Below are 13,431 nucleotides of genomic sequence, written 5' to 3'. Positions count from 1 at the left end.
AATCAACAAAACTGTTAGTTGTTGAGCGTTTATTGTATACAGACTTTTGTCAAACTTTAATGACTTTAATGGGAGTGATTATATCATTTTATACATTCCTAAAATCTCAGAGCAGTTAAGTTTAAGAAAAGATGAGATAATCTTTTTAAATTAAAGCAAATTCTCGTCAAAAATGCACAATTTGCATGATAGATATCCTAAACAGGGAAAATTGCTGATAAAGTGTATTAAAAATTACACTTTATTAACAGAACTTTAAAGACGATCAAAGAAGACAGACTTAAAGGTAGAAAAGGTAAAAAAGCAAAATCCTATGACTGACTCAGTAAAAACCCTATGTCCTTATTGTGGTGTGGGTTGTGGACTAGAAGTGACCCCCCCAGCAGGTTCTGGTCGTGCCACCAATCGTGATAGCCAAGGAAACCCAATTTGGAAAGTAGTCGGCGATCGCTCTCATCCGTCAAGTCAAGGAATGGTCTGTGTTAAAGGAGCAACAATCACTGAATCCCTCGATAAAGACCGCTTAAAATATCCTATGATGCGGGATTCACTCTCAGAACCCTTTCGCCGAGTCAGTTGGGATCAAGCCCTAGACCGCATCACTCAACAAATTCAGTCTGTAGCAGCAACACAAGGGGCTGATGCTGTATGTATGTATGGTTCAGGTCAATTTCAGACTGAAGATTACTACATTGCTCAAAAGCTCATTAAAGGCTGTTTAGGAACCAATAATTTTGATGCTAACTCCCGTTTATGTATGGCATCTGCTGTCGCGGGTTATATACAAAATTTTGGCTCAGATGGGCCGCCCTGTTGTTATGATGACCTAGAAATGACCGATTGTGCATTTCTCATCGGAACCAACACCGCTGAATGTCATCCGATCGTTTTTAACCGTCTCCACAAATATCTCAAAAAGAACCCAAAAGCTAAACTCATTGTCGTTGATCCGCGAACCACAAAAACAGCCGAAGCAGCAACCCTTCACCTTGCCATTAAACCGGGTACCGACATCGATTTACTCAACGGAATTGCTTATCTAATAATGCGTTGGGGTAAATTTGATACCTTTTTCATTGATGAATGTACAACAGGTTTTAGTCAATACGCAGAAGTCATCAGTCATTATCCTCCCGAAGTTGTAGCGCGTAAATGCGGTATTCGTATCGATCATTTAGAAGAAGCCGCTAGATACTGGGCAGAATCAGAAAGCGTTCTTTCACTCTGGTCAATGGGGGTCAATCAATCTTCTGAGGGAACTGCCAAAGTCTGCTCTATTAATAATCTACATCTGATGACAGGAAATATTGGTAAGCCCGGGGCGGGGCCATTTTCTTTAACAGGACAACCGAACGCAATGGGTGGACGAGAAGCTGGTGGACTCAGCCATCTGTTACCAGGATATCGTTCTATCAAAAATGCTCAACATCGCGCCGAAGTCGAAAAAATCTGGAATCTCCCAGAAAATCATATATCTTCATTTCCAGGGCGAGATGCTTGGCGGATGATTACAGGTTTAGAAACAGGAGATGTCAGCGTTTTATGGATTGCTGCAACCAATCCCGCCGTTAGTATGCCCGACTTAGAACGAACCAAAGCCGCCTTACTCAAATCTCCCTTTACCGTCTATCAAGATGCCTATTACCCCACAGAAACCGCCGCTTACGCCCATGTGTTATTACCAGCGGCCCAATGGGGAGAAAAAACAGGTACAATGACTAATTCTGAGCGAGTTGTGACACTTTGCCCCCGTTTTCGTGAACCAGTAGGCGAAGCGAGACCTGACTGGGAAATTTTCGCCGAAGTGGGTCGTCGATTAGGTTTTACAGAACAGTTTAACTTCAAGAATTCGGCTGATGTATATCGGGAATTTGTCGAACTGACTCGTCATCGTCCCTGTGATATGACAGGTTTAAGTTATGAACGCTTAAAGCAAGATGGGCCGACTCAGTGGCCTTGTCCTGAAGTTAATCCCACTAACCCGTCGAGTGAACCAACTGCGGGCTTATTTTCGGGTTTATTCAAAGCAAAAGAAGGAAAACCCAAAGCAAAACGCCTCTATACAGATTGGCACTTCAATACTCCTGATGGACGTGCTAAATTTGTCGCTTTCCATGCCAAAGGATTAGTCGAAATTCCCGATGAACAATATCCCTTTGTGCTGACTGTGGGTAGACTCTACGGACACTGGCACACGATGACTCGTACGGGACGAATTGAAAAAATTACTAAAATGCACCCCGAACCGTTTATCGAAATTCACCCCAAAGATGCAAATCGATTAGGATTCCAAGAAGGACAAATCATCGAAATAAAATCACGTCGCGGAAAAGCTCGTTTTCCCGTTATGATTACTAAAGGGATTACACCAGGATGTGTCTTTGTGCCGATGCACTGGGGCGCACTTTGGGCATTGGATGCAGAAGCTAATAATTTAACTCATCCTTCAGCTTGTCCAATTTCTCTTGAACCTGAGTTAAAAGCTTGTGCGGTGCAACTTAATGCAGTGACAAATTCTTCTGAAACAGAACATAGTTACCCTAGTTCCTTTTTAATCAAAAATGAATTAGCTTCTGTATCGTCTTAAAAAATGCCTAAATTATGACTCATTTTTTCAATTTTGAAGCAGATTTCATGGATACTCTGCACTGTATCCCGATGGTGGTACGCATGAAATTAGATACTTGTGGTATCAAGTTAAAATTAACCCATTGGAATCAGTTGAGTTCATTAGAAAAAGAGGCGTTAATCACAATGCCTTGTTTGACGGCTGAAGAAATAGAAACATATCAATCGTTTTTACAACAATTAGTTACAACCAAAACGGGACAACCTGCGGGAGAGTTGCCAACTGAGACTAACCCTCCTTGGCTAAATACGACAGTCATTCCCGATATGCTTTTAGAAAAAGCGGCGGAAATGGATGTAAAAATTACACCTCAGCAATGGGAAAAATTAACACCATTAGAACGTTTTGCCTTAATTAAATTAAGTCGTCCTAGCCATGAAAATCAAAATTTTTATCCAGCCTTAAAAGAATTTCATTTAATTTAAGGTTAGTTATTTTCTCTGTAATTTTTGATGGCTTGGCGAACCAATTCTAGTTCTAATCCGAGTTCAGTTGAGATTTGTTCAGCCGTTAGCCCTAATCTCAGCAAAAGCGGAATCGTTTCTAATTTACCCTCTTGCTTGACTTCTCGATAAAATTGTGTTTTTTTCCAGTCTGTTAAGTTAAACATTCTTTCTAACTCCTTACGACTTTTTTTGGGAAACTTATAAATAATGATTTTCTCTATTAATTCTATCACTTCTTTTTTCTGAGGAACTTCGATGATTTCTTGTTCGACTTGCTCAAGTAACAGGGGGAATTGCTCTGGTGCTTTAGACTGTGAACTAGCAATAAACTTTAAGATAGAAATACCTACCGACTGTCGATCGCTCTTAGCCAATTCATTCAAATAAATTCGATCTAAACGTTGATTGAGGACAAAATCTTGATAAGGAATTGGCAATTCATAATTCAGACTTGCTTTAGCCCAAATAACAATAGCCCGCCAAGGTCGATTGATCTGATATGTTCCTAAATACAAAAAGATTTCTGTAATAAATCGCCAGTAAAAATCAGGATCTTTTTGAAATTGAACTTCAACGAAATAAATCGGCTTATCAGAGGAGACTGTTTTAGGTAAAAATAAACCATCAATACGAAAAGCCAGTTCTTTAACCTCGACAGAAGTGAATTCATAAACTTGTGCTAAATCCGTATTTTGTCCAGTCAATTCAAACAGAAGTTGAGGAAAAGCTTTAAAAAGAGTATAAAAAATTTTATCCGTTTTCATCCCAGACAAAAATTAATGTATTTTAACGTCATGTAATTTAACATAAATCGAATTTGATTAGTTAAAGATTGATAATTGAGACTATTTTATGGTTTCAAACTAAGTATATTTCTTCATTTAATTAAAAGGAAAAAAAATTATAGACGTATTTAACCCCAAAAATGTTAGGATTGCCACAGAACGAGAAAAGTGATAGAAAGGGATAATAATCCGAATGGAAGAATTTGATAAGTCAATATCTTTTGACGGAAGGGATATTCGGCTAAAGATAGGACTCTTGGCCCCCCAAGCGGGAGGAAGTGTACTAATTCAGTCTGGAGATACGGCAGTTTTAGTAACCGCAACATCAGCCCCAAGTCGTGAAGGGATTGATTTTTTACCATTGACCGTAGATTACGAAGAAAGACAGTACGCAGCAGGTCGTATTCCAGGTGGTTTTCTGCGTCGGGAAGGTCGCCCACCAGAAAAGGCAATTTTGGTGAGTCGATTGATTGATCGTCCTTTACGTCCCTTGTTTCCCAATTGGTTGCGAAATGATATTCAAATCGTGGCTACAACGCTATCAATGGATGAAGAAGTACCACCCGATGTTTTAGCAGTTACAGGTGCATCGATCGCCACAATCTTAGCAAAAATTCCCTTTTTTGGGCCAATGGCGGCCGTCCGTGTGGGATTAATTGGAGATGATTTTATTATTAATCCGACCTATAGCGAAATCGAGAAAGGGGATCTCGATCTAATCGTCGCAGGAAGTCCAGATGGCGTGGTGATGGTTGAAGCGGGAGCCAATCAACTACCAGAACAGGATATTATTGAAGCGATCGACTTTGGTTATGAAGCAGTTCGAGATCTGATCACGGCCCAGCATGAGGCAATGCAAGAATTAGGACTTGAATTAATCAAAGCTGAAGAACCCGCGACCCATGAAGACTTACAAGCATTTATTAGTGAACGTGCCACAGAATCGATTAGAAAGATTCTTTCCCATTACGATTATGATAAACCGACTCGTGACGCAGCTTTAGACGAAGTTAAAGAAACACTGGTCAATAGTGCGATTTCAGAACTCCCCGAAGAAGATCCCCTAAAAGTTGCGACGGTGGAAAACGCAAAAATTGTATCTAACCTCTTTAAAGATTTGACAAAAAAACTGATGCGGAGTCAGATCATTAATGAGGGTGTACGGGTTGATGGTCGTGCCTTAGATCAAGTGCGTCCCATTAGTTGTCGTGTTGGGGTCTTACCAAAACGTGTTCATGGAAGCGGTTTGTTTAATCGTGGTTTAACGCAGGTTCTATCCTTAGCAACCTTGGGAACACCTGGAGATGCCCAAGATTTAGGCGATGATCTCCATCCCGAAGACGAAAAACGCTACATCCATCATTATAATTTTCCTCCCTATTCCGTCGGTGAAACCCGCCCCATGCGTTCCCCAGGACGGCGTGAAATTGGACATGGTGCCTTAGCAGAACGGGCGATTCTTCCAGTATTACCTTCTCAAGAACAGTTCCCCTATGTGTTGCGGGTTGTTTCTGAGGTTCTTTCTTCTAATGGTTCGACCTCAATGGGTTCGGTCTGTGGTTCCACTCTCGCGTTGATGGATGCAGGTGTACCCCTCCTCAAACCCGTTAGCGGTGCAGCAATGGGATTGATTAAAGAAGGGGATGAAGTCCGAATTCTAACGGATATCCAAGGAATTGAAGATTTTCTGGGAGATATGGATTTCAAAGTTGCAGGAACCGATGAAGGAATCACCGCCCTGCAAATGGATATGAAAATCACAGGATTATCGATGGATACGGTGGCTAAAGCCATTAATCAAGCCTTACCCGCCCGTATTCATATTCTTGACAAAATGCTCAGTACTATTGAACAACCTCGTACTGAACTATCGCCCTATGCACCGCGTTTGATCACGATTAAGATCGATCCAGAAATGATCGGTTTAGTCATTGGGCCCAGTGGTAAAACGATCAAAGGAATTACGGAACAAACAGGAACCAAAATTGATATCAATGATGATGGAACCGTTACCATTGCTTCAGTTGATGCCGATCAAGCTGACAAAGCCAAGAAACTGATCTACAATATGACCCGACGCATCAATGAAGGCGAAGTTTATGTAGGTCGAGTGACTCGCATTATTCAAATTGGGGCTTTTGTCGAGATTATGTCTGGAAAAGAAGGTATGATCCACATTTCCCAATTAGCCGAGGGACGAGTCGGTAAAGTCGAAGATGAATTAGCCGTTGGTGATGAAGTCGTGGTAAAAGTCCGCGAAATTGATAATAAAGGACGGTTAAACTTGACTCGTTTAGGAATACATCCTGATGAAGCAGCAGCAGCCCGTAAAGCGGCTTCTTATGCTTAATCTTGTTTAAATAATGAGCTATTGCGTCGTCAGTTGGGCGGCGCATTTTTTATAGTTTATTGCTTTCAAATAGCAATTGCTCAAACCATGAGTTAGATTGAGAACTAGAGATGTCTTGAATTAAAGCGATGTTTAAACAAGCGATCGTCACACTCATTAGCCTTTTAAGTTTACTAGCTATTCCTGCTATTGCCGTACAATTTCCCGATGGTAGAAGTAGTTTTGAAAAAGCACCTCGTTTAGTGAATATGGTAACCACTCAAAATAGTGTTAGTGTTTGGAGTGCTAAATATTATGTGACCATTGATTTACCCAGTGATATTGGTGAACCCCTACAACAAGTTACCATTCAACAAAGGCAAGGTTTTGAGGATATTAATTATTGGCTCAATGATACTTTTGCTTTTGAAGGGCAACCTAGAAATAAAGGCGAAAGAATAGTAATTAAAAGTGCAACTCTAGATCAGCAGCAAAATTTAATTACAGTGATCTTCGATCAACCGGTGTCACCAGGTAAATTAATTACAATTGGTTTAGTTCCTAGACGAAATCCTGATTTTGATGGAATATATCTATTTGGGATTACTGCTTATCCAATGGGTGAAAAACCGATGGGTTTGTATCTTGGTGTCGGACGGTTAACTTTTTATCGAGACTCTTTTTTCCACTAATCTAACAATTTAGGAGTATTAAAATGATTGTAACGACTTCGGCTTCTCTTGAAGGAAAAAAAATTATACAATACTGTGGTTTAGTCAATGGTGAAGCGATTTTAGGCGCGAATATTTTTAAAGATTTTTTTGCTGGAATTCGTGATATTGTTGGTGGACGATCGGGAGCTTATGAACAGTCTTTGCGTCAGGCGAGAGAAACTGCAATTCGTGAAATGATTGATTCAGCAAAATCGTTAGGGGCTAATGCTATTATTAGCGTTGATATTGATTATGAGTCGATTGGGATTAGTAATGGCGGTAATATGTTAATGGTTGCTGCCTGTGGAACGGCTGTTAAATTTGTTGATATGTAATCAGTCTAAAATCTGTAGGGGTTTGGTTGCCAAACCCAAAAACAAAATACTGCTCAAAACAATGAAACAATTTAAAAAAAAGTTTTTTATTTTTCTTGGAATATACTATATTTTCATTCCTCATCAAGTTAGAAGCCAAACTACAGAAGACCAAACGATTGATATCAAACCCGAAATTATCCAAGACAGTCCAGTTTTACAACGTTGGTTAAAAGAAATACCCAATATTTTAGAAGATATTAAACATGATCCTGCTTTTCGGACACGTTTAAGATTAGGCTATTCTCAGTTTCCCTCATCGGATGACTCAGCAGGGATTAATGGTGGGGTAGAAGATGTATTTATTGGTAAAACGGGATTAACACTAAGAGCAGATTATCAAACTTCTTTTAATGGCAAACGGGAAAGCGTCGGAGCCGATTTGCAATATTATATTCTACCCTTGGGTTATCCTGTAAATATTGCCCCTGTTGTCGGATATCGTTATATCGAAACAAATGACTATTCTACCGATGGGGTGAATGTGGGATTAAAGTTAATGTTACCCCTTTCTCGTAAAGGTGCAGCCGATATTTCAGTCACTCAAAGTTTTGTGTCTCCTGGGACAAGTGATGAAGTTGGGATCACCAGTTTTACGGTAGGATATGCTTTAACCTCTAAGCTTCGTCTAGCGGCTGATATTAGCGCACAGAACTCGCGAGAAGCCAAAGATAATCGTTTTGGTATTGTTCTAGAATGGATGCCTTAAAGACCGAAATTTGTCAAAATAGTAGTATGTTTTTAGGATAAGCTCATCAGCGTGACAAGTACTCCATTTCTTCTTTCTACGATCAATAATCTAACCGAATCTACCTCAATAAATCTAGCCAAACAGGTACAGGTGATCTCTCTTCAAACTCCCGTTAGTCCCGACACTATCGCAACAACCTATGTACAACAAGGAGCAGGAGGAACACCTATCCTGTTATTACACGGCTTTGATAGTTCTTTATTTGAATATCGCCGTTTATTGCCGATTCTTGCCCAAAATAACGAAATATGGGCTGTTGATTTATTAGGATTTGGTTTTAGTGAAAGACGTTTAGATGTACCCATCACACCCGAAACGATTAAAACCCATTTATATTACTTTTGGAAAACCTTTATCCAACGTCCTGTTATTTTAGTCGGTGCTTCAATGGGAGGAGCAACAGCCTTAGATTTTAGCTTAACCTATCCCGAAGTCGTCGAGAAATTGGTTTTAATCGATAGTGCTGGATTAGCCAAACCACCGATTTTAGGTAAATATATGTTTTATCCCCTTGACTTTTTCGCTACTGCTTTCCTCAAAAATTCATCAGTCAGACGCTCAATTAGTAAAGCTGCCTACTATGATAAAACTTTTGCCAGTTTAGATGCTCAACTTTGCGCCGCCCTACACTTACAATGTGATAACTGGAATAAAGCCCTGATTGCTTTTACTAAAAGTGGGGGCTATGGTTCATTTTTAGAGAAAATTTCAGCAATTAAACAAGCCACCTTAATTTTATGGGGAGAAAACGATAAAATCTTAGGGATTAAGGATGCAACAAAATTTAAAAAATTAATTCCTAATAGTAAGCTAGTGTGGATTACTGAATGTGGTCATGTTCCCCATTTAGAAAAACCACAAGTAACAGCAGAACAGATTTTAGAGTTTAATCAGACCAATTAAAAAATCAGATTTTGTAGTGTTAGTTTACCTCGTTTACTTTAAGAGAGTTAGAGCAATTGTAGATAGTAACAATCGCCAAAAAACTTAAGCAAATCCTAATACCCTTTTAACACAACTATTTGATAGTGTAGTTATTTATGTACACCAAGACTAAATATTATGACGGCTATCACTAAGATTCACGGAAGAGAGATTTTAGATTCTCGCGGTAACCCCACTGTTGAGGTAGATGTTGTGCTAGAAGACGGTAGCAAAGGTAGAGCCGCCGTTCCTTCAGGGGCATCTACAGGCATCCGCGAAGCCTTAGAATTAAAAGATGGAGATCCGAAACGTTATGGCGGAAAAGGCGTTCTAAAAGCAGTTAGTAATGTCAATGGTGCGATCGCAGATACTCTTAAAGGCATGGATGCAACCGCTCAAGCATCTATTGATCATAAGATGCTAGAACTAGACGGCACTGAAAATAAAGGAAATCTTGGAGCAAACGCAATTTTAGGCGTTTCGATGGCGGTAGCTCGTGCGGCAGCAGAATCAGTTGATTTACCATTGTACAAGTATCTAGGCGGAGATGGAGCGATACTTTTACCTGCTCCTTGCTTTAATATCATCAATGGTGGCGCACACGCCGATAATGTGATTGATTTTCAAGAATATATGATTGTACCAGTTGGCGCACCGACTTTTTCTGAGTCGTTACGGATGGGTGCCGAGGTATATCATGCTCTTAAATCGATCCTTAAATCCAAAGGATACAGCACAGGGGTAGGTGATGAAGGTGGGTTTGCACCAAATGTGACCAATATCGAAGCGATCGAAGTTATTCTAGAAGGTATTGCCAAAGCAGGTTTTAAAGCAGGTGAAGATATTTGTCTAGCTTTAGATCCAGCAGTGAGCGAACTTTACCGCAAAGATGGTAGCTATGAGTTTTTTAAATCCGATAAAAGCAAAAAATCTTCAGAAGAAATGATCGATCTCTGGGAAAGTTGGATCAATCAATATCCGATTATTTCCATTGAAGATGGTTTAGGTGAACAAGACTGGAAAGGTTGGCAACTGCTGACAGAGCGTTTAGGAAGTCGAATACAATTAGTCGGTGATGATGCCTTTGTCACTAATCCTAGCATTATTAAAAAGGCGATCGCTGAGCAAGTCGGAAATAGTTCTCTAATCAAGGTTAACCAAATTGGTTCAATCACCGAAACGCTAGAAGCGATTAAACTGTCTGTCGATTCGGGTTATACCTGTATGATGAGTCATCGTTCTGGAGAAACCCCCGATGATTTTATCGCAGATTTAGCCGTTGCGACCAATGTTGGACAAATCAAAACTGGCGCACCTTGTCGTGGTGAACGTCTTTCTAAATATAACCAACTCCTCCGTATTGAAGAGGAATTAGGTAGTAAAGCTAAATATGCAGGTTGGAGTAAATTCAAAAAGCCTTAAATAGAACCATGGTGGAGACGCGGGTTGCGTCTCTACTACGGATAGACCTTTAAAAAATTTTTCCCCTGATAAACATAAAAGATATTAGTCACAACTCCCCCGCGTTTGATGGGAATCTCTCCTATTTTCTGAAATTCTTGGAAATAAGGGCGATATCGGTCAATTACTTCAGGCTTTTCTACAAATCGTTTGTTAGTAATCAATAATCCGTTTTTTCCTAACCATTCTTGAGGATCATTCCAAAAAGCAAAGCCTCGCGGATCTCGACAAAAGCAGTCTACTGGAATCGGTTTGAGGGGATGAATTGCGAGATCAATTAACCCACCTAGAAAGTAAAGATTAGTAAAAATAAACTGCGAATTGGCTAAAGCATCCGAAAAAACAGGCGAATCGACAAAAGCTTGCTGTAATTGTGTAATATCTAAAACCTCTGTTGAAGGATCATATCTAGGTGAGACAATTCCCCCAAATATTGCATATTGACTCGGTTTCTGAAAAATGCCTAAATTGAGATGCAGTAACGTCAATAACAATAAAGTAACGATCGTTATTCCAGAATATTTTAACCATTTGTATGTCCATCGTTTTGACCTTTGTCCCATCCAGTATCCGAGTAGTAAAGTCGGTGTCCAAAAGCCTGGTACTGCCCAAGTTGGAGTCACAAAGTAATAACCTCCAACTAAACTAAATCCGACAATAAGCGGCACTGATACACAAAGAATTAGCCATTGTCGATTTGCTAGATCACTCCGTTTCAGACGCGCTTTACTTGAAAAAAAAGTAGGGATTTGTTGCCCTAAATTCTTTGCCATCAGCCACACCATTGGTAGCCCCAAAGTCGGAAACATAATTAGACTATTTCCTAATAAAACACCCAATACGCCTAAAATATTAAACGGTTTAGGCGTTTGAAAACGTTTGGAAAGATGAAACCCAAAAGAAACCCAATCATGTTGTAAATTCCAGTACCATAGAGGAAATAGCGTCATGATGAACAATCCCAAGCCTAACCAGAGCCAGCCCGAACGAAATACCGCACGATATTGAGCAATTGTCAAGCAAAAAATCACAAATCCTAATCCGATGAAAAAGCCATGATATTTACTCAAGCAAGTGAGTCCGACCAAAATCCCTAAAATCGCTAGACGATAAGTCGGACGATAGGGTTGAGGAGGTGTATCAGCATCCGTAAAAAATTCGCTGACGGCACAATAAAAGCTGGCTGACCAAAAGAAAATTAGTGGTACATCAGGTAAAGTAAAGATACCGAAGACAATGCCAAACGCGGGAATAATTGAAGCAATAATTAGCGTCAATTTAGCAACATAAGGATTAAAAAGACGTTTTCCTGTTAAATACAGTAGCCATAAACTGCCAGTATATAAAAGCAAAGCTCCCCAACGAATCGTAAATTGATTAGCAATTCCCGTCAACCAAGTCCCCAAACCCGTTGATAGAGCGATCATAGGGGGATGATCAAAATAGCTCCAATCGAGTTGATGACTATAAATATAGTAATAAGATTCATCATAACCAGGGGCAATCCAATAAGCGATCGCTCCTCGAAAAATCAACCCAGTAATAAGGATAAAAATAACAGAAAAATCAAAATCTTTTGGCCAGTTTTTTGTAAATTTGAACATGATAAAAGGGTTACGCTACTCAACGCAAGTTAAGCTGTAACCTGAGTTTGGGATGAGGGAACAAAAGAAAAATTCAATAATGAAAAAGCAAGAATCGTTAATTTTGGCTTCACTAAGTTAGAGTTTGTTTATCTCCTCTATTGCTGCTGAGTTTAGCAAAAAAATTCTTGATTTTGACCATTATATCTTAGGTTGTGCGGGTGGAAGTAGCCACGCTTTTTCTAATTTCATCTCAAGATCATTGATAAATTCTTGATCTTTGATCACTATAAAATTATTATTGCTCGCCGAATCTTTTTCTAAAAAATTAAAAGCTTGGCGGAATTGTTTAGGAGTTGCGGGGATAGGTACATCAAAATGACAAGGAATGATTTGCCTAAAGTTCCATTGTGCCACTTGATCCGCCCAAGCTAAGGTTTCTTGAGGCGCACGGTTTAAAATTAAATTCTGTAGAATGGGTGCAACGAATGGTTCACCGTTTCGACGCAATGCTGCAAAAGACTGTGGCCAATTGTCTCGCCATTGGAAGGGAAATAGACCAAAATATGCTTTTTTAGACTTTTCTGCGGCTTTTAAGGCATTACGAAAAACTTGTCCCCAAGGTGGAACTTCTAAGACACTGGAACGAAAATAGAGGGCGAATAAACAAATACGTTGCCATCCTTTGCGGTAAGTTTCTAGATTATCGGGCATGAGGTCAAATGCACTATCTTTAGCATGGAACAGCAACGGATAAGGATCGAGTCGAATAATAGCGGGAGGTTCAGTAGGGACAGAAACGATCGTATCAGTTAAGAGTAGAGTCTGCGATTGTTTATGAAATAATGCTACTTCCGCAAAACGTCCAGGCCCTAAATCAATTGGCCCCAAAATTCGATAATCAAACTCATCGGCAAAGGGAACTTGACTACTATCTTTTGGTAATATATATGTTCTATCTGGCGGAAACCCTAACCAACTTAAGGGAAGATTAAGAGGAAAACTCCAGTGATAAGGTGAAGCATAAACTTGAGCTTTGGGAAACCTATACGCAAATGGCCCAACAAAAACCTTATGCTCTACAGCCGAAATTGTCGGTAGGATAATATATTTAATATCGCCGTGTTGTTCAACTAATTCATTAACTAATCTGATACATTCATCAGTTGGTGCTACGGGTGCATAGACTAATAAGCCACCTTGTGCTAGTTTAATAACCGTCATGCGAATCGGAACAACAACATAAAAAATTCCCTGTAACTGCTCAAACGTCCAAATCGTATTACTAATAATTTCTTGACGAAGTGTCCGCCGTTGACTATAGGGATAGATGGGAACAACTGGCCAAAATGGCCATAACCAGTCTTTAAAAGTTTTATTTTGTTGTTGCATCCACATCTTTTTCATCTCTAAATAATCTGGGTTGAAGCAGTCCC

At 39.7% G+C, this 13,431-nt stretch carries 11 protein-coding genes; 8 read left to right on the top strand and 3 right to left on the bottom strand.

The window, feature by feature from the left end; translation table 11 throughout:
* The first annotated feature begins 313 nt into the window (after positions 1-313).
* Positions 314-2,587 (top strand): molybdopterin oxidoreductase family protein, encoded by a 2,274-nt coding sequence (locus tag CFPU101_RS04930; protein WP_206814222.1) that lies wholly within the window; start codon positions 314-316, stop codon positions 2,585-2,587.
* 14 nt (positions 2,588-2,601) lie between these two features.
* On the top strand, positions 2,602-3,054 hold the full coding sequence (locus tag CFPU101_RS04925) for a nitrate reductase associated protein (RefSeq protein ID WP_206814221.1): 453 nt from the start codon (positions 2,602-2,604) through the stop codon (positions 3,052-3,054).
* Between the two features lie 2 nt (positions 3,055-3,056).
* Here the strand turns inward: CFPU101_RS04925 and CFPU101_RS04920 are convergent, their stop codons facing one another.
* On the bottom strand, positions 3,057-3,839 hold the full coding sequence (locus CFPU101_RS04920) for an Rpn family recombination-promoting nuclease/putative transposase (protein ID WP_206814220.1): 783 nt from the start codon (positions 3,837-3,839) through the stop codon (positions 3,057-3,059).
* Between the two features lie 214 nt (positions 3,840-4,053).
* Here CFPU101_RS04920 and CFPU101_RS04915 point away from each other — a divergent pair, with 214 nt between their 5' ends.
* From CFPU101_RS04915 to eno, 6 genes are all read left to right on the top strand, one after another.
* Positions 4,054-6,210 carry a polyribonucleotide nucleotidyltransferase gene (locus CFPU101_RS04915; protein WP_206814219.1) on the top strand — a complete coding sequence of 719 codons (2,157 nt, stop codon included), beginning with the start codon at positions 4,054-4,056 and terminating at the stop codon, positions 6,208-6,210.
* Between the two features lie 128 nt (positions 6,211-6,338).
* A complete protein-coding gene (locus CFPU101_RS04910; protein WP_206814218.1) occupies positions 6,339-6,881 on the top strand; it encodes a DUF2808 domain-containing protein in 543 nt (180 codons plus the stop codon).
* Positions 6,882-6,904: 23 nt separating this feature from the next.
* Positions 6,905-7,237, top strand: coding sequence for a heavy metal-binding domain-containing protein (locus CFPU101_RS04905; protein WP_206814217.1), 333 nt, complete (start codon positions 6,905-6,907; stop codon positions 7,235-7,237).
* A 61-nt stretch (positions 7,238-7,298) separates the two neighbouring features.
* Positions 7,299-7,985, top strand: a complete 687-nt coding sequence (locus CFPU101_RS04900) for a hypothetical protein (protein ID WP_242577773.1) — start codon at positions 7,299-7,301, stop codon at positions 7,983-7,985.
* Between the two features lie 51 nt (positions 7,986-8,036).
* Positions 8,037-8,930, top strand: a complete 894-nt coding sequence (locus tag CFPU101_RS04895; protein WP_206814216.1) for an alpha/beta fold hydrolase — start codon at positions 8,037-8,039, stop codon at positions 8,928-8,930.
* A gap of 159 nt (positions 8,931-9,089) precedes the next feature.
* Positions 9,090-10,373, top strand: coding sequence for a phosphopyruvate hydratase (gene eno, locus CFPU101_RS04890; RefSeq protein ID WP_206814215.1), 1,284 nt, complete (start codon positions 9,090-9,092; stop codon positions 10,371-10,373).
* A 35-nt stretch (positions 10,374-10,408) separates the two neighbouring features.
* Here the strand turns inward: eno and CFPU101_RS04885 are convergent, their stop codons facing one another.
* Both CFPU101_RS04885 and CFPU101_RS04880 read right to left on the bottom strand, forming a co-directional pair.
* The gene (locus tag CFPU101_RS04885; protein WP_206814214.1) at positions 10,409-12,016 is read right to left on the bottom strand and encodes a glycosyltransferase family 39 protein; all 1,608 of its coding nucleotides are present in this window, start codon (positions 12,014-12,016) and stop codon (positions 10,409-10,411) included.
* 180 nt (positions 12,017-12,196) lie between these two features.
* Positions 12,197-13,387 (bottom strand): DUF4336 domain-containing protein, encoded by a 1,191-nt coding sequence (locus tag CFPU101_RS04880; protein WP_206814213.1) that lies wholly within the window; start codon positions 13,385-13,387, stop codon positions 12,197-12,199.
* Between the last annotated feature and the right edge of the window lie 44 nt (positions 13,388-13,431).

Origin of the sequence: Chroococcus sp. FPU101, from assembly GCF_017312365.1 — a bacterium.
Lineage (GTDB): Bacteria > Cyanobacteriota > Cyanobacteriia > Cyanobacteriales > Microcystaceae > Chroococcus.
The sequence above is the reverse complement of the archived record's forward strand: the minus strand, read 5'-3'. Positions and strand labels throughout refer to the sequence as shown.

Coding starts and splice junctions, on each gene's coding strand:
- CFPU101_RS04885 (WP_206814214.1), bottom strand. CDS start 12,016: ATGTTCAAATTTACAAAAAACTGGCCAAAAGATTTTGATTTTTCTGTT.
- CFPU101_RS04930 (WP_206814222.1), top strand. CDS start 314: ATGACTGACTCAGTAAAAACCCTATGTCCTTATTGTGGTGTGGGTTGT.
- CFPU101_RS04900 (WP_242577773.1), top strand. CDS start 7,299: ATGAAACAATTTAAAAAAAAGTTTTTTATTTTTCTTGGAATATACTAT.
- CFPU101_RS04905 (WP_206814217.1), top strand. CDS start 6,905: ATGATTGTAACGACTTCGGCTTCTCTTGAAGGAAAAAAAATTATACAA.
- CFPU101_RS04925 (WP_206814221.1), top strand. CDS start 2,602: ATGACTCATTTTTTCAATTTTGAAGCAGATTTCATGGATACTCTGCAC.
- CFPU101_RS04910 (WP_206814218.1), top strand. CDS start 6,339: ATGTTTAAACAAGCGATCGTCACACTCATTAGCCTTTTAAGTTTACTA.
- eno (WP_206814215.1), top strand. CDS start 9,090: ATGACGGCTATCACTAAGATTCACGGAAGAGAGATTTTAGATTCTCGC.
- CFPU101_RS04920 (WP_206814220.1), bottom strand. CDS start 3,839: ATGAAAACGGATAAAATTTTTTATACTCTTTTTAAAGCTTTTCCTCAA.
- CFPU101_RS04915 (WP_206814219.1), top strand. CDS start 4,054: ATGGAAGAATTTGATAAGTCAATATCTTTTGACGGAAGGGATATTCGG.
- CFPU101_RS04880 (WP_206814213.1), bottom strand. CDS start 13,387: ATGCAACAACAAAATAAAACTTTTAAAGACTGGTTATGGCCATTTTGG.